This window comes from Goekera deserti, assembly GCF_010685995.1.
Lineage (GTDB): Bacteria > Actinomycetota > Actinomycetes > Mycobacteriales > Geodermatophilaceae > Goekera > Goekera deserti.
In genome coordinates this window covers 198290-218823 of the sequence record NZ_JAAGWK010000009.1, presented here as the reverse complement: position 1 = coordinate 218823, position 20534 = coordinate 198290, and the positions used below count along the sequence as shown (strand labels likewise).

The following is a 20534-nucleotide window of genomic DNA, read 5'->3' as shown; positions in this document are numbered from 1 at the left end:
CACCGAGCCGCACACCACCCGTGACCTGGGCGGCGTCCGGGCCGCAGCGCCCCGGCGACACCACCGCGGGACCGCGCGTCCGGCTTGACGCCGCCGGTGGGGTCGGGTCTACTCATCGGTGTTCGAACACGTGTTCGAACGTCGGCGGCCTGGTCGCCGGGCGGGGCGAGAGTGCGGAGTCTGACATGAGCCGGGTGCTCGTCGGGTCTGATGGCCGGGTCGGGGAAGAGGTGCAGGTCGAGCGGGGCCCGTCGGGGCCGGCGCAGTTCTGGCGCGGGCAGACCCGCTACGAGGTGGGCGAGCTGCTCGACTCCTGGGTCGAGACCACCCCCTGGTGGCGGCACGACGGCGGCCCCGGGCGCGGTGGCGCGTCGGCCACGCTGGTCACCACCCGCCAGGTGTGGCGGGTGGAGGCCGTGCGCGCCGGCCGCTCCCGGATGAGCTTCGCCGGGGTGTTCGACATCTCCTGGAACTCGATGGCCGACCAGTGGCTGCTCGTCCGGGCGCACGACTGATGGGCGCCCGGGTCCTGGCCGAGCAGCTCCCGCTCCCCGTGTCGCTCCCCGCCCGTCTGCCGGCCGCCGCCGCGCAGCTGCTCGGCCAGGCCCACCGCGGGCTGGCCGAGGCCGCCGTCTGCCCCGACCCGGGCTGGCGGTACGCCACCGCCCACCTGGCCGCGCTGCGCGGGGCGGCCGCGGTGCTGGCCGCACGCACCCGGCCCGAGGCGGGGCGCCGCCGGCCGCGCAGCGCCTGGGTGCTGATCGGCCAGGTGGCCCCGGAGCTGGGGGAGTGGGCGGCGTTCTTCGCCGCCGGCGCCGCCAAGCGGGCGGCTGCCGAGGCCGGGCTGCGGCACGCGGTCACCGAGCGGGAGGCCGACGACCTGGTCCGCGACGCCGGGGAGTTCCTCGCCGTCGCCGAGGCCTGCCTGGGGCAGCGGCCCGCCCCCGTCCGCGAGCCGGAGTCCCCCCGGGAGTCCCCCCGGGAGTCCTCGCGGCGGGTCACCCACCTGCGCCCCGCCACCCCCCGGCGCGCATCGCCGGTGCCCCCGTCCCCGGCCGACGAGCCCGGGCGGTGAGCGACCCCTTCGTCCACCTGCACGTCGCCTCGGGGTACTCCATGCGCCACGGGGCCAACCACCCGGCCGACCTGGTCGCCCGGGCTGCCGACCACGGGATGGAGGCGCTGGCGCTCACCGACCGCGACGGCCTCTACGGGGCGGTCAAGTTCGCCCTGGCCTGTCGCTCGGCCGGCATCCGGCCGCTGTTCGGAGTCGACCTCGCGGTGGCCCCGGCCGTCGACTCCACCCTGCCCCCGGCGCTGGCCCGGGCGATCGGCGGCGGCCCCTGGGACGCGGCGCCGTCCCCGGTGCGGCTGCACCCCGTCGGGCAGCGTCCCGGCGGTGCACGGTCGGGCCCGGCCCGGTCGGCGTCCGGGTCCATGTCGGCGGCCGGTCGCCGGGGCCCGGCCCGGGGCGGGGCCAGCGTCGACCCGCGGCTGCCGCGGGTCACCTTCCTGGCCCGGGACGGCGCCGGCTGGCGGTCGCTGTGCCGGCTCACCAGCGCCACCCACCTGCGCAGCACCCGCAGCGAGCCGGTGAGCTCGCTGGCGATGGCCGCCGAGCACGCCACCGGCCTGGTCGCCGTCCTGGGGCCCGGCTCACCGGTGGGCCGGGCGCTGGCCGCCGGCCGGGCCGACGTCGCCGAGGAGCAGCTGGACACCTGGCGGGCCGCCTTCGGCCCGGGCCGGCTGGTGCTCGAGGTCGTGCACCACCTGGGGCAGGGCGACCGGTCCCGGGCCCAGGCGATGCTCCGCTTCGCCGCGCAGGTGGGCGTGCCGGTGGTGCTGTCCAACGCCGTCCGCTACGTCGACGCCATCGACGCCCCGACCGCCGACGTGCTCGACGCCGCCCGCCGCCTGGTGCCGCTGGGTGAGCGGCACGTCGACCGGCGCACCGCCGAGGGGTACCTGAAGTCGGGCAAGGAGATGGCCCTGGTGGCCGAGGACCTGGCCGGCCCCGACCGGGACGCCGCCGCCCGGCTGCTGGCGGCCACCGCCCGGCTCGCCGAGCAGTGCGCCGTCGACGTCCGCGGCGACCTCGGCATCGGCACCGTGCGCTACCCCGAGCTCGACGTGGTCACCACCCCGGCCGAGCAGGGCATGACACCGGCCCAGGTGCTGCGGGCCCGCTGCGAGGCCGGCTTCGGCCGGCGCGGGATGGCGGTGACCGGCGCGGTGCACCAGCGGCTGGCCGAGGAGCTGGCGGTCATCGAGCAGCTGGGCTACCCCTCCTACTTCCTCACCGTCGCCGACGTCGTCGACCTGATCCGCGGCCTGCGGGTCCGGGCAGCGGCCCGCGGCTCGGGCGCGGGCAGCCTGGTCACCTACCTGCTGGGCATCTCCGACGTCGACCCGATCCGCTACGGCCTGCTGATGCAGCGCTTCCTGTCCCCGCTGCGCCACCAGCTGCCCGACATCGACATCGACGTGGAGTCCGCCCGGCGGTTGGAGGTCTACGACGCGGTCATCGACCGGTTCGGTGCCCACCGGGTCAGCTGCATCTCGATGATGGACACCTACCGGGTCCGGCACGCCATCCGTGACGTCGGCGCCGCGCTGGGCCTGCCGCCCACCGAGGTCGACGCCGTGGCCAAGGCCTTCCCGCACATCCGGGCCAGCCAGGTGCACGCGGCGCTCCGCGACCTGCCCGAGCTGCGGGCCAGCCGGATGGGCTCCCGGCGCGGCGGCGGTACCGGCGACCTGGACCTGCTCTTCGACCTCGTGGCCCGGCTCGACGGGCTGCCCCGGCACATCGCCCTGCACCCGTGCGGGGTGCTGCTGTCCGACGCCAGCCTGCTCGACCGCACCCCGGTGGAGCAGAGCCACCTCGGCTACCCGATGAGCCAGTTCGACAAGGACGACGTCGAGGAGCTGGGCCTGCTCAAGCTCGACCTGCTGGGCATCCGGATGCAGTCGGCGATCCGGCACGCCATGGACGAGGTGGCCCGGGTCGACGGCGAGCAGGTCGACATCGACGCCGTGCCCCGCGACGACCCCACCACCTTCGAGCTGATCCGCAGCACCCGCACGCTGGGCATGTTCCAGATCGAGTCGCCGGGTCAGCGCGAGCTGGTCGGCAAGTTCGGGCCGCAGACCTTCGAGGACCTGGTCATCGACATCTCGCTGTTCCGGCCCGGCCCGGTGAAGAGCGACATGGTCACCCCCTTCCTGCTCGCCCGGAACGGCTGGCGCGACCCGGTCTACCCGCACCCCCGGCTGCGCCCGTACCTGGAGCAGACCGCCGGGGTGGTGGTCTTCCACGAGCAGGTGCTGGAGATCGTCGCGGAGATGACCGGCTGCACCCTCGCCGAGGCCGACGAGGTGCGCCGCGCCCTGGGCGAGAAGGACGCCCACCCGGAGGTGCGGGCCTGGTTCATGCCGCTGGCCCTGGACAACGACTTCACCGAGGACGTCGCCGAGCAGGTGTGGCAGGTGCTGGTGGCCTTCGGGTCCTTCGGGTTCTGCAAGGCGCACGCGGCCGCCTTCGCCCTGCCCACCTACCAGTCGGCCTGGCTGAAGACGCACCACACGGCTGCCTTCCTGGCCGGTGTGCTCACCCACGACCCCGGCATGTACCCCAAGCGCCTGCTGCTGGACGACGCCCGCAACTTCGGGATCACCGTGCTCGGCCTGGACGTCAACGCCTCCGCCGACACCTACCGCATCGAGCGGCTGCCCCCGGCCGCAGACCCGGCCGGGGGCGGGCCGGCACCGGTCGCACCGGACGACGACGGCGCCCGCGCGCGCGACCGGCCGGACTGGATGCCCGCTGCGATGCCCGCCCCCGGCCGGTACGGCATCCGGGTGTCCCTGGCCGACGTCAAGGGCATCTCCGCCGAGGAGGTGGCCCGGGTCGTGGCCGGGCAGCCCTACCGGTCGCTGGCCGACTTCTGGGCCCGGGCGGCGGTCTCCCGGCCGGTGGCCGAGCGGCTGGTGCTCGCCGGCGGGTTCGACTCCCTCTACGGCTTCGGGGTGCGCGACAGCGAGGGCGGCCGGGCGGCGCGGGGGCGGTCCCAGGTCACCCGCCGCGACCTGCTGCTGCAGATCAGCGAGCTCGACCGGTGGAGCCGCAACGCTGCCCGGTCCACCGCCGGGGGGCAGCTGAGCCTCGACCTGTTCGACGAGGACACGCCCCAGGACCGGGACGCCGACCGCGACACCATCCGGGGCGGGACGGGGCGGCCGGACCACGGGGGTGAGCAGCACTGCCTGGACCAGGAGGACCGCCCCGACGAGCCGGGCCACGCGGACGCGGGCGAGCGGGGCCATGCGGACGAGCTCGACCACGCGGACGAGCGGGACCGCCTGGACGAGCGGGACCGCCTGGACGAGCGGGACCGCCTGGACGAGCGGGACCGCCTGGACGAGCGGGGGCCCGGCCCGGCCCGGGGCGTGGCCAGCGGGTTGCCGGAGTTCACCGACGAGGAGCGGGTGCGGGCCGAGCTGGAGGTGCTGGGCCTGGACACCAGCCAGCACGTCATCGCCTCCTACCGGCCGTTCCTGGCCGCGCTGGGGGCCGTGCCGGCCGGGGAACTGCTCGGCCGGCGCAGCGGCGCCCGGGTGCTGGTGGCCGGGGTCAAGGTGGCCACCCAGACCCCGCCGATCCGGTCCGGGCGCCGGGTGGTGTTCGTGACCCTCGACGACGGCACCGGCTGCACCGACTCCACCTTCTTCGAGGACGTGCAGGGTCCCTACGCGGCCACGGTCTTCCACTCCTGGCTGCTGGTGATCCGGGGGGAGATCCGCCGGACCGGTCCGCGGGGGGTGTCGATGCGCGCGACCGGTGCCTGGGACCTCACCGCCCTGCACGCGGCCTGGGAGTCCGGCGGCACGGACGCGGTGGCCGAGCTGATGGCCGCACCGGGGGAGTACACCGAGCAGGCGATCGCCGGGGCCGCGGCCTCCCGGGCGTCGCGGCCGGTGGTGGTCCGGCCGGTGCTGGTGCACCCGACCGGGTTCCGGATGTCGCCCTACGCGGACATCAAGCCCGCCGGCGAGGACTCCAAGGGCGCCCCGCGCAAGCTGTGGCACTCCAGCCCGGGCAGTCCCGGGCACTGAGGAAATCCCGCGTGCCCCCGCACACGCACGCCGGGCACTGAGGAGACCCCGCGTGCCCCCGCACACGCACGCCGGGCCCCGGCACCGGCAGGGCTACAGCACGCCGCGGAACTCCAGCACGGCCTGGGCGCTGTGGAAGCGCTGCTGCACCCCGGCCGGGCAGCGGGCCAGCCAGCCCGGCTGCCTCCCGGTCAGCCGGCCGAACACCTCGACGGTCAGGTCCTCGGCCAGCGCGCGGCTGGGTGCCAGCCGGCTCATCCAGCCGAGCACCACGGCGGCGTCGTCGGCCGCCTCGCGCGGCGACCCGGCACTCATGACGCTCCCGCTCCGGCGCGGCCGGGCACGGGCCGCGAGCGAACGGTCCCTGATCTGGAACGCATCATGATCGACATTGCGTTGCACGCTATACGTCTCACGCAGCGTGGTCGTCCCCCCACGGACGATCGACACGCACTCGTCATCCCCAGGAGTGACGAGCGGCCCCCGGGACACCAGCCGCACCTGCGGCACCCGGGGAGCGCAAGGTCCTCGCCCGGTCCGGGGGCAGCGGACGCACCGCCGGCCGGCCCGGGTGCGCCGCGGCTAGGCTCCGACGGGTGCCGCCTCCCGCCGCCGCCGCGCCCACCGCCGAGCAGTTCCCCGCCCGCACCGCGGCCATCTGGGCGGCACTGGACCCCCTGGTCGCCGCCGGCCGACCGCTCCAGGTGCTCGACGTCGGCGGTGGCAGCGGCATCTTCGCCGTCCCGCTCGCCGAGCTGGGTCACCAGGTCACCGTGGTGGACACCAGCGCCGACGCCCTGGCCACCCTCGCCCGTCGGGCCGGGAACGCCGGCGTCGCCGACCGGGTGCGGGCCCTGCAGGGCGACGCCGACCGGCTGGGCGGTGTGCTGCCCGCGGCAGGCGGTACCGGCTCCTTCGACCTGGTGCTGTGCCACTTCCTGCTGGAGGTGGTCGACGACCCGCACCGCACCCTGCAGGAGATCGCCGGCGTCCTGCGCCCCGGCGCCCCGGTCAGCGTGGCCGGTGCCAACCGGGCCGGCGCCGTGCTCGCCCGCGCCCTGTCCGGCCACCCGGTGGAGGCCCGGGCACTGATCGACGACCGCGACCCGGCTCCCGGGCGGGCCCGCCCGGCCCGGCGCCGGTTCACCCCCGACGAGCTGCTCGGCCTGGTGCGCGCCGCCGGGCTCCAGCCCGGGCCGTGGCGCGGGGTCTCGGTGGTCGCCGACCTGCTCGGGGCGTCGTCCGGGGCCGACCCGGCCGCGGTGCGCCGGCTGGAGGTCGCGCTGGCCGAGAGCTCGCCCTACCGCGACGTCGCCACCGCGCTGCACGTGCTGGCCACCCGGCCGGCCGACGCCGGCCCCGACGGCGCGGCCGGGGCCGCGGCGCTGGCGCCGGAGTGAGCGGCCGCCCCGGCGACCTGCTGGTCCCCGACTACGGCCGGGACACCCTGGCCGACGTGCTGCCCGGGGCGGCGGCGTCGCTCGGGGTCACCGTGCAGCGCGGTGACCTGCCGGCCGACCCGCTGGGCCTCACCGAGGCCCTCGGCGGGGCCCGGCGGGTGCTCGTGCTGCTCGTCGACGGGCTCGGGGCCGACCTGGTGGCCGCGCACGCCGACCTGGCCCCGACCCTGGCCGCACTCACCAGCCCGGCCGGCGTGCTGAGCGCGCCCTGCCCGAGCACCACCCCGGTCAGCCTCACCACCCTGGGCACCGGCCTGCCACCGGGCAGCCACGGCGTGCTCGGCTTCGTCACCGAGGTGCCCGGCGAGGGCCGGCTGGTCAACCACACCCACTGGACCGACGACCCCGACCCCGGCGCCTGGCAGTCCCGGCCCACCGTCTTCCAGCAGGCCATCGCCGCCGGGGTCCCGGCCACCGTGGTGGCGCCGCACAGCTTCGCCCGCTCCGGGCTCACCGCGGCCGCCTACCGGGGCGCCCACTACGCCGCCGCCTTCTCACCCGGCGACCTGGTCGCGCTGGCCCTGCAGTCCCTCGCCGCCGCCCCCCGGACCCTGGTGTACGGCTACCACGCCGAGCTCGACCTGACCGGCCACGTCCGCGGGGTGGGCTCCGACAGCTGGCGCAACCAGCTGTCCGTCGTCGACCGGATGGTCGAGCAGCTGGTCGCCGGGCTGCCCGCCGACGGCGCCCTGCTCGTCACCGCCGACCACGGCATGATCGACGTCGGCCCGGACACCCGGCTCGACGTGGACACCCACCCCGACCTGCTGGACGGCGTCCGGCTGCTGGCCGGTGAGCCGCGGGCGCGCTACGTGCACGCCGAACCCGGGGCCGAGGCCGACGTGCTCGCCCGCTGGCAGGGCGTGCTGGGCGACCGGGCCTGGGTGATGGGCCGCGAGGAGGCCGTGCAGAGCGGCGTCTTCGGCCCGGTCGGCGCCGGCCTGGACGCCCGGATCGGGGACGTCGTCGCCCTCGCCCGGGGCGACTGGGTGATGACCGCGACCCGGCAGGAGCCGATCCCGTCGATCCTCGCCGCCTACCACGGCTCGCTCACCGCCACCGAGCTCGCGATCCCCCTGCTGATGGCCCGAGGCGGCGCACTGGGCTGACGGGGCCCCGGCCGGGGGTCACCGGTGACGGGCTCGAGCCGGGGGATCCCGGTCGGGGCGGCGTCCGGCCGCGACGCGGCTCACGGGGTGGTGAGTGCCATGGCGTGCCAGGTGCGGGCCCGTCCCGGCCCGGGTGCCGCGCAGGTGAGCCGGTCGGGGTGCGCCGGCAGCCGGCTCTCCACGACCACGGCGACCGCGCCCCGCGGGCCGGCCAGCGTCACCGCCCACCGCTCCACGTCCGCACCGGGAGAGTCCAGGGTGGACAGCCGGAGCAGCGGCAGGTCCGCCAGCCCGGTCAGCCCGAGCTCGTGCCGGGCGTGGTGCTGGGCCGCCTGCACCGGCAGCGGCAGGCCGGTCCGCCCGCGCAGCCACGGCAGTGCCACCCGGCCCTGCTCGTGGGCAGCCACCACCTCCGCGCCGTCGCCGGGCACCTGCCCGTAGTAGCAACCCTGCGGCAGCACCACGATGTTCGCGGCGAACCGGCAACCGCCCAGGTGGCTGGTCTCCCACACGTCGGCCGGGCTGGGCGCCGGCAGGTCCCGGGCCAGCGGCCGCCCGCGCACCGCGCAGCACGTGTCGTGCGCGCCGTGCGTGCAGACCAGGTACATCGGCCGGTCGGCGGGGGTGCCCACCGACCCGTCCCAGGGCACGTCGAGCAGCTCGGCGTCGGTGGACCGGATCGACCACCACGCCCGCTCGACGCCGGGCGAGGTGTCCACGTACGCCCAGCGCCGGCGGGTGTCGGCGAGCCGGGCACCCGGACGCCGGACCAGCTGCACCCGCACGCCCTCCTCCCGGGCCCGCCGGGCCACCCGGGAGGCCACCGCCCGGTCGAACCGCGACTCCAGCAGCGCCTCCCGGCCCCACGGCCCGGGCTGCTCGACCAGCAGCCACCGCTGGGCCGGGGGAGCGGTGGCCACACCGGAGTCGCCGCGGGTCAGCGCGGCGACCGAGCAGCGCTCCGGGTCCAGCCGGGGCACCGGCCGGGACACCGCCGGGCCGGCACCGTCGTCCGGGATGCAGAAGTCGTCGAGCGTCTCGGGGGCCGGTGCGGAGGTGCAGCTGCTCACCCGGGGAGCCCGGTCAGGACCCGGGTCCGGCATCCCACGCACGCACCCCATCCTGCCCCGCGCCGGCCGGCGGTGACCCGGGCAGCACGGCGACCGCCTCGACCACCAGCTGGCGGGCCAGCTCGAGCTGCTCGCCGGCGGCCAGGCCGGGCAGGTCGCGGACGGCGACCGGTGCCCCCGCCAGCAGCGCGGCCAGCGCCGGTCGCCGGGCCGCGGGCAGGTCGAGCGTGCGCCGCCCGGCGACCAGGGCGACCCGGTCGCCGACGGCCGGGCGCAGCTGCACGCGCAGACGCGGCCGCAGCTGCAGCACCGAGTCCGGGCCGAGCGCGGCGGCGGCGGCGGAGGTGGCCAGCGGCGTGACCGGCTGCGGGCGCACCTGGGACCAGGCGCGGGCACGCAGCCGGTCGGCGACCTGCCCGGGGTCGATCCGGTCCAGCGCGGCGTGCAGCCCGGCGAGCACCGCCGCGACGTCGTCCGCGGCGCTGTCCGGGTCGGCCAGGTCGGTGCCCAGCGGCAGCGACCGGCGCAGCTCGGGGTCGTCGGCGGCCGCGACCCGGAGCAGGTCCAGGGCGGACTCCAGTGCACCCCACCGGGTCACCGGGTGCACCCCGATGGTCAGGTGGGCGCTGATCTCGCCCAGGGCGGTGGCCGCGTGCAGGTAGCCGCGCGGCAGGTACAGGGCGTCCCCGGGGCGCAGCACCGTGTCGATCACCGGTGGACGGCGGGCGGCGGCGGCGACCTCGGCGGCCCTGTCGGCCCACGGCTGGGTGCGCAGCGGGTCGGTGAGCACCGGTGAGTGGATCGTCCAGTGCTTCTCCCCGGCCACCTGCAGCACGAAGACGTCGTGCACGTCGTAGTGCGGGGAGAACCCGCGCGAGGACGGCGGGGTGACGTAGGCGTTGACCTGCGTGGGGTGCCCCAGGTCGGCGGCCAGCTGGTCGGCGAACTCGATCAGCGGCGGCCAGAGCCGGTGCAGGCCCTGCAGCACCACGGTGCTGCCCTCGGCGAACAGGCGCAGCACGGAGTCCGAGGAGACCTGGTCGGCGATCTCGGCGCCGGCGCCGCCGGAGGACGTGAACCGCCCCGGGTCCACCACGGCGCCGTCCTTGGCGATCCGCAGGAAGGGGGTGCGCAGGCCGCGCGTCGACAGCAGCTCGTCGACGTCGGCCAGCGTCAGCAGGTCGGTGAAGTCACCACCCAGGTCGGCGGCCCGGGACAGCATCGGCAGACGCGACCAGTGTTCCGCTGCGAAGACCCCCGGGTCGCCGGTGATGCAGCGGCGCAGGGCCGGGCGGTCGTCGTCCCCGGAGGGGGAGGACGCCGCCCGGCCCTGCGTGGTCGCGGTGAGGGTCAGGCCGACCCGTCCGCGCCGCCGTCGGCGCCACCATCGGCACCGCCGTCGGCGCCGCCGTCAGCACCACCGTCGGCACCGCCGTCAGCACCACCGTCCGCGGGCCCGTGCGCGCCGCCGTCGGCCGGGCCGTGGGCGCCACCGTCGGCACCGCCGTCCGCGCCACCGTCGGCACCACCGTCAGCGCCGCCATCGGCACCACCGTCGGAGCCGCCACCGGCAGCGCCGCCGTCCGCGGGGCCGTGGGCGCCACCGTCGGCGCCACCGTCGGCACCGCCGTCGTGCTGACCGGGGGTGCCCTCGCCGGCGCCGCTGTCCGCGGGGCCCTCTGCGCTGGTCATGTCCTCGTCGTCGAACGCCATGGGCTTCTCCGATCTCTGAGTTCGACCGGCCACCGGACGGCGGCCGCTCCGTGGGTCCCTACCGCGTTGATCCACGACCCACACCTGCCGCCCGAACGTACCCCGGCAGGTCAGGGCTCCGCGGTGAGCTGGTCGGCGTCCAGGCGCCCCTCCAGCAGGTCCAGCGCCAGCCCGTCGTCCGAGGTGTCCTGGGCGTGGGCCCGGGAGCGCAGCACGCCGCCGCCAGCAGCCCGCGGACGACCACGCCGCCGACCGTCCCGGCTATCCTCCTGGTCGAACACGTGTTCGATCGACGGGAGGGGTCCGGTGGGTGGGAGCACGGCGCGCGCTGCCGGGTGCACGGTGCTGCACGTCGACATGGACGCCTTCTTCGCCAGCGTCGAGGTGCGCCGGCACCCCGAGCTGGCCGGCACCCCGGTGATCGTCGGCGGCCACGGCAACCGGGGAGTGGTCACCTCGGCGACCTACGAGGCGCGCCGGTACGGGGTGCACAGCGCCATGCCGGTGTCCCGCGCGCTGCGGCTGTGCCCGACGGCCACCGTGCTGCCGGGTGACCTGGCGCTGTACGAGGAGGTCTCCCGGTCGGTCATGGCCCTGTTCCGCTCGATCACCCCGGTGGTCCAGCCGCTCTCCCTGGACGAGGCGTTCCTCGACGTGTCCGGCTCCGGTCGCCGGCTGGGCGACGCCCTCGCGATCGCCGAGCACATCCGTTCCCGCGTGCACGACGAGCAGGGCATCACCTGCTCGGTGGGGGTGGCCGGCAGCATGTTCGTGGCCAAGCTCGCCTCCACCCACAGCAAGCCCGACGGCCTGCTCGTCGTGCGGCCCCCGGAGGTCATGGCCTTCCTGCACCCGCTGCCGGTCGGGGCGCTGTGGGGCGTGGGCCCGAAGACCGAGGACGTGCTGCTGCGCCTGGGGCTGCGCACCGTCGGTGACCTCGCGCACGTGCCGGCACAGACCCTGCAGCGGGCGGTCGGCGCCGCCGCCGGCCGGCACCTGCACGAGCTGTCCTGGGGCCGGGACCCGCGTCGCGTCGTCCCCGACGAGCCGGACCGGTCGACCGGCGCCGAGGAGACCTTCTCCACCGACGTCGACGACCCGCAGGTGGTGCACCGGGAGCTGCTGCGGCTGTCCGAGCGGACCGCGGGGCGGCTGCGGTCGGCCGGCCACCTGGCCCGCACCGTCAGCATCAAGGTGCGCTTCGCCGACTTCCACACCATCACCCGCTCGCGCACGCTCGCCGCACCCACCGACGTCGGGCAGGAGCTCTACGACACCGCCCGGGCGCTCTACGACGCCCTCGGGCTGGACCGGGCGCGCATCCGGCTGGTCGGGGTGCGGGCCGAGCGTCTGGTCGACGAGGGCTCGGCGGCCCAGCAGCTGGAGCTCGGCGTGCGCGAGCACGGCCGCCGGGACGCCGAGCTGGCCGCCGACCGGGCCGCGCGACGGTTCGGTGCCGGGGCCGTGCGCCCGGGCACGCTGATCCGGCCGGCCGCCGGCGGCGGCGGCCGGCCCTGACCGCCCGCCCGGTCCCCGGCGCCGCGCGGGAGAACGTTCCCGGCCCCTCCATGGGATGAACCACACGGGCTGCTGGCGCGTCGGGAGGCTCTCGCCTTTCGCACTGTGCCAACGCCTCGTATCCTCGGGGTACCGTCGGTGGAGAGCCACCGACGCACTTGAGTTCCGCGCACCTGGAGGCCGACGTGCCGCTCTCCGAGCACGAGCAGAAACTGCTGGAGCAGATCGAGCGTGCGCTGGTCGACGACGACCCGAAGTTCGCTTCCACCGTCCGTACCGGCGACCACCGCATCAAGGCGCGCCGCAAGCTCCAGATCGGCGTCCTGCTGATCGTCCTCGGGCTCGCCGGCCTGGTCGCCGGCGTGGCGTGGAGCGTCCCGCTCGGTGTACTCGCCTTCCTGGTCGCCTTCGGCGGCGCCGTGCTCGGTGTCCTGAACTACAAGGCCGCGACCGGGGCGGTGGAGACCGGTCCGGTCGCCTCCGGCACCAGCGGCCGGCCGGGCGGTGCCAGCTCCACCAAGCCCCGCCGCCAGCCGCTCAAGGGCCGCCTCGAAGAGCGCTTCCGCCGGCGCTACGACCAGTAGCAGCCTCCTCGCACGCACCGACAGCCGCCGTCCCCCGGGACGGCGGCTGTCGTCGTCTGCGCCCGAGGTGGCCGCGGCCGACCCGGGGGCCGACCTGACGGGGGCAGACCCGAACCGAAGGCCGACCTGACGGGGGCCGGCCCGACCCGAGGGGCCGACCTGCCGGGGAGCTGACCTGCCGGGGGCCGACCCCGGCCAGGGACCGACCCGACCGGGGACCGCAGCGCACGAAGCGCAGGCGGAGCCGCGCTACGACCCGGCCGCCGCGAGGCGGCCCGGGCGTCAGGCCGGGCGGGTGCGCCCCGGGCGCCGGCGGGCCCAGCCGGTGACGGTGGCTGCCAGCCCGCGCATCGTGGATACCGGCCAGAGCAGCGCGCGCACCCGCTCGCTGCGCGAGGTGGCCCGCAGCAGACCGCGGCGGGCGGTGCCCAGCGCGTCCACCGGGCCCACGACGGCGCTCCCCGGCCGGCCGTAGCTGCTGCCCTCCTCGGCCACGGCCAGCGCGCGCACCGCGGCCACGGCGTCGGGCTCCAGCGGGGCCACCAGCTCGGCCAGCTGCCGGGCGGTCTGCCGGGGGGTGCGGGTGTCCGGCACCAGCACGCCCAGGTCCTCGGCGGTGGCCATCAGCTCGTCCCAGAGGGCGCTCGGCCCCCCGTCGGCCACCCGGCGCCGCCGCTGCCCGGCCCGGGCGACCCCGGGTGCGGCGAGCAGTCCGGCCAGCAGCGCCACCCCGCCGGTGCCCAGCAGCAGGCTGCGCCAGGGGACGGCGCTGTCCTGCGGGGCGACGGCGACCGGCACGAACTGGTCGTCCTCGTCGATCTCGGCGGTCGGCGGCGCGGGGGCCGCGGTGGGTGCGGGCAGCGCCTCCGGGGTGCCGGGCTGCGGCTGTACCGGGGCGTCGGCCCGCGGGGCCCACGGCAGCTCGACGGCGCGGCCGGCCGAGATGGGCGTGGGGTCGAAGGTCACCCAGCCGACCCCGGGGAACCAGACCTCGACCCACGCGTGCGCGTCGTCGCTGGTGATCGTCCGGCTGCCGTCGGTCTGCAGCATCCCGGTCGTGTAGCCGAGCACCACCCGCGCCGGCACCCCGGCGGCGCGGACCAGCACCGCCATCGCCCCGGCGTACTGCTCGCAGTAGCCCTGCTTGGCGTCCAGGAAGTCCAGCAGCGCGTCCCCGGTGGTGCCCGCGGCCGTGGTCAGGCTGTAGGTGAAGCCGTTGGCGCGGTCGGTGAGGTAGTCGCTGATCGCCCGCACCCGGTCGTAGGGCGTCTGCGCCCCGGCCGTCAGCCGGACCGCCAGGTCGGTCACGCGGGGCGGCAGCTCGGGCAGGGCCAGGTACCGCTCGGCGACGTCCTGGTCGTACTCCCCGGGGCTGGCCTCCAGCTGCGCCTCGCTCGGCCGGGGCTCGGCGGCGGTGACCTCGTACGTGCGCCCGCCGGTGGTGACGTCCTCGCCGAACACGGTGCTGGTGCCCGTGTCGAGGTACCAGTCGTCCTCGTCCTCGTCGATCCGGACGCTCAGCGGCGACCCGGGCACGGGCAGGAACCGGTCGTCGTGCTGCAGCACGGTGACCGTGGCGTCCACCTCGCGGCCGCTGGAGCCCGCGGGCAGGGGGGCCAGCGGCTCGTCGGACACGGCCGGCTCGTCCTCGTCCAGGGCGCCCATCCGCCAGCCCCGGTCGCCGTACACGTCCAGGGTGACCGCGCGCAGGTAGGGCGGGTCGTCCACGGACGGCGCCACCGACAGCAGCGGGATCGGCTGCGGCAGGGACAGCTCGCCCTGCAGCTCGGCGAACGGGTCCAGGCTGGTGCCGGTCCCGCCCGAGCCGGTGCTGTTCCCCAGCCCCTTGGCCAGCTGGCCCTCGGCCAGGGTCGGGACGGCGAGGGGCAGCAGCAGCCCGGCGACCAGGGCGACGGCGCCGGTGCGCAGCGCGGTGAGCGTGCCCGCACCCAGCGGTGCCCCGGGGCCCGAGCGCAGCCGCCCGGCCAGTCGGGTGCGCTGGTCGGCCCAGAGCAGCACGGCGAACCCGGCTGCCGGCCCCAGGAAGGTCAGCACGCCGACGTCGCCCACCACGGTGCTCACCGGCACGCAGTAGAGGACCAGCAGCCCGATGCCGCCGAGCGCCGGCTGCCGTGCGCCGGCGGCGACGAGGTCCACGGCCAGCGCGACCAGCCCGACCGCGACCGTGGTCAGTGCCACCAGCCCGTCCAGCGGCAGGGCCGGGGTGGCCTGCTCCCGCAACTGCTCACCGCCGCTGCCGAAGACGGCGAACAGGTCCGCGGCGCTGGTCGGGGTCGGCAGCCCCCAGGCGGTGTGCTGCGGGGCGAACACCCAGGTCAGGTAGGCGAACAGCACCGCCAGCTGCACCAGCGGCACCACCGCCGAGCCCAGCGTCGTGCCGCCCGGGTCCCGGCCGGGGCCCAGCGAGTCGACCGCCCAGGGCAGCGTGGTGCGCAGCAGCAGGCCGACGACGGTGACCACCACGACGGCGCCCACCACCGGCGGCACCCAGTCGGCGACGGCGAACACCGGGCTGAAGGCCAGCGACCCCAGCGCGGTCGCCACCCCGGCCGCGACCCCCGGTGTGGTCGACCGGCCGTTCACCCCTGCACCGGTCACGAGGCCACCGTCCGCAACCCGAGCTCCGGGCCCGACGTCACCCTGTCCCAGACCTGTTCCACCGACTCGTCCGCTCCTGCCGTGGCCACCCGCCAGCCCGCCGACCGCAGCAGGTCGACGGCGCCGGTGCGCTGGCGCTCCAGTTCCGCCCGGGCCGCCGCCGCCAGCGGGCGCCGGCCCCGGGAGCCGCCGGCGTCGGCCCAGCTGACCACGTCGACCAGCACCGCGACGTCCCGGCTGGGGCCGGACCGGGCGCGCACCAGCGCCTCGGCGTCCTCCACCCCGACCAGGCCCAGCAGGCAGACCACCGGTCCGTCCGCGCCGGCCCGCCGCAGCGCCTCGATGCCCAGGTCCAGCTCACCGGTGCGGGTGGGGCCCAGGGTGGCCAGCCGGTCCAGCAGCTCCCCGGCGTCGAACCCGCCCCGGGATGCGGTGGGGGTCAGCTCGCCGGTGTCGGTGACCACGCGCACCGTGGCCCCCCGCTGGGCCAGGTGGCTGCCGATGCTGGCCGCCGCCTCGACCAGCCACTCCAGGCTGTCCGGCGGGGGCGCGGGGTCACCGGGCGGGCCGACGACCTGGCCGCCGCCCAGCAGGTGCGCGCTGCGGCGGGTGTCGACGAACAGCGTGGCGTGCGAGCGCCACGGCCGCTCCTCCAGTCGCACCATCAGCTCCCCGGTGCGCGCGGTGGCCCGCCAGTGCACCTTGCGCAGGTCGTCGCCGTGCCGGTACTCCCGGGTGCTCACGTCGTCCTCGCCCTGCACGGCGAAGGACCGCCGCAGCCCGGCACCGCCGCCGCCCGCGCCGCCGTCCAGACCGGCCGGCGACAGCGGCCGCACCCGGGGGACGACGACGAGCGGCGCGGTGTCGGCACCGGCGGTGGTGCGCAGCACCAGGCCGAACGGGTCGACCAGCCGCAGCCGCAGCGGACCCAGGGCGTACCGGCCGCGCCGGGAGCCGTGCACCCGGTAGCGCAGCGCCGCGGTCGCCCCGGCGGGCAGCCGGTCGACGAGGAAGCGGGGCTCGGCGTGCAGGTCGCCGGGCACCAGCTCCGACAGCGCCCACGTACCGCCGGGACGCCGGTCGGTGTTGGTCACCTCCAGCAGGACCTCGGCGTCGGTGCCGCGCGGCACCTGCGCCGGCACGACGGTGCGCCGGGAGGCCAGCCGGAACCGCTCCCGCAGCACGGTGGCCGCCGACAGGGCCGGGAGCACCAGCGCGAAGACGGCCAGGGAGAGCAGGGCCTGCTCACCCAGCAGCGCGCCCAGGGCGAACAGGGTGATGCCGCCGGCCACCAGGCAGCGGCCGCGCAGGGTGAGCGAGGAGAAGGCGGTCCGGACCCGCCCGGTGGACACGTGCGGGGTGCCCGTCAGCGCCCGCGCGGCACGGGGACGGTCGCCAGCAGGTCGGTGACCACCGTGTCGGCGCTGCGCCGGGCGAGCGCGGCGTCGGGGGTGAGCAGCAACCGGTGGGCGAGGACCGGGCCGGCCATCGCCTGCACGTCGTCGGGCAGCACGTGGTCCCGGCCGGCCAGGGCGGCGGCCGCGCGCGCGGCGCGCAGCAGCTGCAGCCCGGCCCGCGGCGAGGCGCCCAGGCGCAGGTCGGGGGAGCGGCGGGTGGCCTCGGCGAGCGCCACCACGTACCGGCGGACGGCGTCGGCCACGTGCAGCTCGCGCACCGCGGCCACCATCGCCCGGACGCCGGCGGCGTCGGTGACCGAGGTGAGCGCGGCCAGCGGGTCGACGGTGCCGCGCTCGTCCAGCATCGCCAGCTCGGCCTCGCGGTCGGGGTAGCCCATCGACACCCGCGCGGTGAACCGGTCGCGCTGGGCCTCGGGCAGGGGGTAGGTGCCCTCCATCTCGATCGGGTTCTGGGTGGCGACCACCATGAACGGCCGGGCGAGCTCGTAGGTCACGCCGTCCACGGAGACCTGCCGTTCCTCCATGCACTCCAGCAGTGCCGACTGCGTCTTCGGCGAGGCCCGGTTGATCTCGTCGGCCACGACCAGGTTGGCGAACACGGCGCCGGGCTTGAACTCGAAGGCGCGGCTCTCCTGGTCGTAGACCGAGACGCCGGTCACGTCGCTGGGCAGCAGGTCCGGGGTGAACTGGATGCGCCGCACGGTGCCGTCGATCGACCTGGCCAGTGCCTTGGCCAGCGTGGTCTTGCCGACCCCGGGCACGTCCTCGATGAGCAGGTGGCCCTCGGCCAGCAGCACGACCAGCGCCAGCCGGACCACGTGCGGCTTGCCCTCGACCACCCGGCCGATGGCCGCGGCCATCGCGGCGCCCTCCGCCGCGACGTCGACGTGCCGCACCGGCTCCGACTCCGGGGGCGCGGCCGGCTCCGCGGCGTGGGCCGGGGTGGAGGACCCGGTGGGGGACGCGGCGGGGTGCGCGTCCGGGGCGTCGCCGGAGCTGGTCCGGGCGGTCGCTGTCGCTTCCGTCACCCCGCCCACGGTACGTGGCCACCCGCCACGCGCGGTGGCCGCGCGGGAGCGCTCCGCACGTCCGGTCACGGAGCTCGTGATCACGCCGTGACCGGCTGTCCTGACCTGGCCGGTGGGGCGCGGGGGAGGTGTGGGGACGACACGGGTCGAAGTGGTGTTTGGTGGGGGCCAGTGGGCTAATGTGTCGAGCAATGGGGAGCCGGGGTCCACTCGGGATCCCGTGGAGCCAGAGGAGGACCAGGTGGCGGAGGTGATCCCGTGTTCGTCGGCAGCTTCCCTCTGCGCCTCGACGAGAAGGGTCGCGTCGCGCTCCCGGTCCGCTTCCGGGACCAGGTCTCCGCGGGCATGGTGATCACCAAGGGGCAGGAGCGCTGCCTCTACGGACTCACCCTCGAGCGCGTGGCGGAGGTCCAGCGGGCGCGAGCGGCCGCGGTCGCCTCCGACACCGCCAAGGCCCGTGCCCTCAGCCGCCTCGGCTTCGGTTCCATGGCCGAGCTGGAGCCCGACCGGGCCGGCCGCATCACCATCCCCGCCTCCCTCCGGGAGTACGCCGGCCTGGACCGCGACGTGGTCGTGGTCGGCGTCGACACCCGCTTCGAGATCTGGGACTCCGCGGCGTGGGACGCCTACGTCGCCGAGCAGGAGGCCGAGTACGCGGCCATGGAGAGCGAGGGGATGCCGACGTTGTCCTGACCCTCCGTCCCCGACCCGTCCCTGCGACCGCTCCACCGGGCGGAATCCCCTCCGCGCGAGGAGCACCTGCACGACGCACTCCCGCTCGAGTCGACTTCCCCGCGACTCGAACGACCGGGTGCGAGCCGACTTCCCCGCGGCTCGCCTCCACCGCACCACCGATCCACCGCAGGACCGATCCACCGCACGACCGACGAGCAGCACCCCCGCCGTGCCGGCGGGGGCCCGCCCCGGCACCGTTCCCCACGGCGCCGGGCGGGCCCGGCGGGTCCTCCCGCCCCACCCCGTCCCACCCGCGCCACCCCGCCCCACCCGCGCCGTCCCCCCACCGGCCCCCACCCCGCCCGCTCCCGTGCACACCCCGGCCCCGCCCCGCACCCGGCGCGGCAGCCGGCGTCCCGCGCCTCCTGGCCGGTCCAACCCACCGCCCACCGAGAGGCAGCCGACGATGAGCAGCACCGAGCCCTCCGGGCCGCCGGTGCACGTGCCCGTCCTGCTGGACCGGGTCACCGAGCTCCTCGCCCCCGCCTGCTCCGCCGACGGCGCCGTGCTGGTCGACGCCACCTTCGGCCTGGCCGGCCACTCCATCGCCCTGCTGCGCGCCCACCCCGGGCTGCGCGTGGTCGGTCTGGACCGTGACCCGGACGCCCGCGCCGAGGCCACCCGGCGGGTCGCGGCCGCCGGGCTCGCCGACCGCGTCACCCTGGTGCCCGCCGTCTTCGACGAGATCGGCGACGTGCTGGACCGGTTGGGCATCGAGGAGGTGCAGGGCGTGCTCTTCGACCTCGGCGTCTCCTCGCTGCAGCTGGACCGGCCCGACCGCGGCTTCAGCTACTCCACCGACGCCCCGCTGGACATGCGGATGGACCCCTCCGGCCCGGTCACCGCCGCCGACGTCGTCAACACCTACAGCCGCGGGCAGCTGACCCGCGTGCTCAAGGTCTACGGCGAGGAGCGGTTCGCCTCCCGGATCGCCGCCGCCGTCGAGCGCGAGCGCGCCCGCGAGCCGTTCCGCGGCACCGCGCGGCTGGCCGAGCTGGTGCGGGACTCGATCCCGGCCGCCACCCGGCGCACCGGTGGGCACCCCGCCAAGCGCACGTTCCAGGCGCTGCGCATCGAGGTCAACGACGAGCTCGGCGCGCTGACCCGCGCCCTGCCGGCCGCCCTGGACGCCCTCGCCGTCGGCGGGCGGCTGGTCGTGATCAGCTTCCAGTCCCTGGAGGACCGCATCGTGAAGCAGGTGCTCGTCGCGCAGGCCACCGACCGCACCCCGCCGGAGATGCCGTTCCCGGTGCCCGAGCACGCGCCCGTGCTGCGGCTGCTGACCCGCGGGGGCGAGGCCCCGGACGACGCCGAGATCACCGCCAACCCCCGTGCCGCCTCCGCCCGCGTGCGGGCGGCCGAGCGCATCCGGCGTGCGCCGTGAGCACCCCGCCCGCCCCCCGCCCGGCCGCCGGCGCGGCCGCCGCGCGCACCGGCAACCGCCCCGCGGTGCACCGCACCGGCGCCGTGCGCACCGGCAGCTCGCGCCGCGCCCCGGCCGCGCGCCCGGTGTCCGCACCGGTCCGGCACTCCCGCGCGGTGCCGCCCCTGCCCTCGACGTCCCAGCCGGTGCCGCCGCTGCGCCTGGTGCCCGGCCGGCTCGGGGCGACCGGCGCCACGGCGACGACGACCGGCACGCCCCGCTGGTGGACCACCCCCAGCGGTCGCCGCGCGCCCTACGTGCTGCTGCTGGTGGTGCTCATCCTGGCCACCTCGCTGGGGCTGCTGGCGCTGAACACCGCCATCGCCGTGGACTCCCTGCAGGCCACCCGCCAGCGCACCGCCAACGCGGAGAAGGCCCAGGAGGTGGAGGAGCTGGAGCGGCGGGTCACCGCCGGCAGCACCAGTGCCGCCCTGGCCGCGGCCGCCTCCGCACTGGGCATGGTGCCCGCGGGCACCGCCGCGCACCTGGTGCTGGACCCCGACGGCGGCTCCGCCGTGGTCGGTGAGGCCGTTCCGGCCCCGGTGCCCCCGCCGCCGCCCGCGCCGGCGGTCCCCGCAGGAGCGGCTCCGGCCGCTCCCGGCGGCACCCCTCCGGCGGGCACCGTTCCCGGTGCCGCCGTCCCCGCCCCGGCCGGGACGCCCACCCCGGACCCGGCCACCCCCGCTCCCGCGCCCGCGGCGGAGGGTGACTGACCGGTGACGGACACGCCATCGTCCTGGGG

General features: G+C 77.1%; 17 protein-coding genes. 10 read left to right on the top strand and 7 right to left on the bottom strand.

Going from position 1 to position 20534, the window contains the following annotated elements:
• The first annotated feature begins 185 nt into the window (after positions 1-185).
• From G1H19_RS05395 to G1H19_RS05385, 3 genes are read left to right on the top strand one after another with little or no spacing between them, the layout of a single operon-like run.
• Complete coding sequence (locus tag G1H19_RS05395) at positions 186-515, top strand: DUF6504 family protein (protein WP_152728719.1); 330 nt, start codon at positions 186-188, stop codon at positions 513-515.
• Positions 515-1075, top strand: a complete 561-nt coding sequence (locus G1H19_RS05390; RefSeq protein WP_235909436.1) for an SAV_6107 family HEPN domain-containing protein — start codon at positions 515-517, stop codon at positions 1073-1075. The genes G1H19_RS05395 and G1H19_RS05390 overlap by 1 nt, the downstream gene beginning before the upstream one ends.
• Positions 1072-5115, top strand: coding sequence for a DNA polymerase III subunit alpha (locus G1H19_RS05385; protein ID WP_162392553.1), 4044 nt, complete (start codon positions 1072-1074; stop codon positions 5113-5115). The genes G1H19_RS05390 and G1H19_RS05385 overlap by 4 nt, the downstream gene beginning before the upstream one ends.
• A gap of 93 nt (positions 5116-5208) precedes the next feature.
• On the opposite strand, the gene G1H19_RS05380 is transcribed toward G1H19_RS05385, so the two are convergent.
• On the bottom strand, positions 5209-5430 hold the full coding sequence (locus G1H19_RS05380) for a hypothetical protein (RefSeq protein WP_152728721.1): 222 nt from the start codon (positions 5428-5430) through the stop codon (positions 5209-5211).
• Between the two features lie 281 nt (positions 5431-5711).
• Here G1H19_RS05380 and G1H19_RS05375 point away from each other — a divergent pair, with 281 nt between their 5' ends.
• The gene (locus G1H19_RS05375; RefSeq protein ID WP_162392552.1) at positions 5712-6515 is read left to right on the top strand and encodes a class I SAM-dependent methyltransferase; all 804 of its coding nucleotides are present in this window, start codon (positions 5712-5714) and stop codon (positions 6513-6515) included.
• Positions 6512-7684, top strand: a complete 1173-nt coding sequence (locus G1H19_RS05370) for an alkaline phosphatase family protein (RefSeq protein WP_162392551.1) — start codon at positions 6512-6514, stop codon at positions 7682-7684. Before G1H19_RS05375 ends, G1H19_RS05370 begins: the two co-directional genes overlap by 4 nt.
• 80 nt (positions 7685-7764) lie before the next feature.
• On the opposite strand, the gene G1H19_RS05365 is transcribed toward G1H19_RS05370, so the two are convergent.
• The 3 genes from G1H19_RS05365 to G1H19_RS05355 form a co-directional block, all read right to left on the bottom strand.
• Entirely contained in the window at positions 7765-8754 is a 990-nt protein-coding gene (locus tag G1H19_RS05365; RefSeq protein ID WP_235927997.1) for a sucrase ferredoxin, read from the bottom strand.
• A gap of 13 nt (positions 8755-8767) precedes the next feature.
• Positions 8768-9976, bottom strand: coding sequence for a cupin domain-containing protein (locus G1H19_RS05360; protein ID WP_235909437.1), 1209 nt, complete (start codon positions 9974-9976; stop codon positions 8768-8770).
• Between the two features lie 128 nt (positions 9977-10104).
• The gene (locus tag G1H19_RS05355; protein WP_152728724.1) at positions 10105-10467 is read right to left on the bottom strand and encodes a BatC protein; all 363 of its coding nucleotides are present in this window, start codon (positions 10465-10467) and stop codon (positions 10105-10107) included.
• A 342-nt stretch (positions 10468-10809) separates the two neighbouring features.
• On the opposite strand from G1H19_RS05355, the gene dinB reads away from it, so the two are divergent.
• Both dinB and G1H19_RS05345 read left to right on the top strand, forming a co-directional pair.
• Complete coding sequence (gene dinB / locus G1H19_RS05350) at positions 10810-11985, top strand: DNA polymerase IV (RefSeq protein WP_235927996.1); 1176 nt, start codon at positions 10810-10812, stop codon at positions 11983-11985.
• Between the two features lie 158 nt (positions 11986-12143).
• Positions 12144-12569, top strand: coding sequence for a DUF3040 domain-containing protein (locus G1H19_RS05345; protein ID WP_235909438.1), 426 nt, complete (start codon positions 12144-12146; stop codon positions 12567-12569).
• Positions 12570-12851: 282 nt separating this feature from the next.
• Here G1H19_RS05345 and G1H19_RS05340 read toward each other — a convergent pair whose 3' ends face one another.
• From G1H19_RS05340 to G1H19_RS05330, 3 genes are read right to left on the bottom strand one after another with little or no spacing between them, the layout of a single operon-like run.
• Entirely contained in the window at positions 12852-15188 is a 2337-nt protein-coding gene (locus G1H19_RS05340) for a transglutaminase TgpA family protein (protein ID WP_235927995.1), read from the bottom strand.
• The gene (locus G1H19_RS05335) at positions 15185-16540 is read right to left on the bottom strand and encodes a DUF58 domain-containing protein (protein WP_162392550.1); all 1356 of its coding nucleotides are present in this window, start codon (positions 16538-16540) and stop codon (positions 15185-15187) included. Before G1H19_RS05335 ends, G1H19_RS05340 begins: the two co-directional genes overlap by 4 nt.
• 14 nt (positions 16541-16554) lie before the next feature.
• A complete protein-coding gene (locus G1H19_RS05330) occupies positions 16555-17634 on the bottom strand; it encodes an AAA family ATPase (protein WP_235927994.1) in 1080 nt (359 codons plus the stop codon).
• A gap of 258 nt (positions 17635-17892) precedes the next feature.
• Here G1H19_RS05330 and mraZ point away from each other — a divergent pair, with 258 nt between their 5' ends.
• The 3 genes from mraZ (at position 17893) to G1H19_RS05310 (ending at position 20505) form a co-directional block, all read left to right on the top strand.
• Complete coding sequence (mraZ, locus tag G1H19_RS05325; RefSeq protein ID WP_162392810.1) at positions 17893-18327, top strand: division/cell wall cluster transcriptional repressor MraZ; 435 nt, start codon at positions 17893-17895, stop codon at positions 18325-18327.
• 448 nt (positions 18328-18775) lie between these two features.
• Entirely contained in the window at positions 18776-19753 is a 978-nt protein-coding gene (gene rsmH / locus G1H19_RS05315) for a 16S rRNA (cytosine(1402)-N(4))-methyltransferase RsmH (protein WP_152728728.1), read from the top strand.
• On the top strand, positions 19750-20505 hold the full coding sequence (locus G1H19_RS05310; RefSeq protein WP_152728730.1) for a hypothetical protein: 756 nt from the start codon (positions 19750-19752) through the stop codon (positions 20503-20505). The genes rsmH and G1H19_RS05310 overlap by 4 nt, the downstream gene beginning before the upstream one ends.
• The last annotated feature ends 29 nt before the right edge of the window (positions 20506-20534 follow it).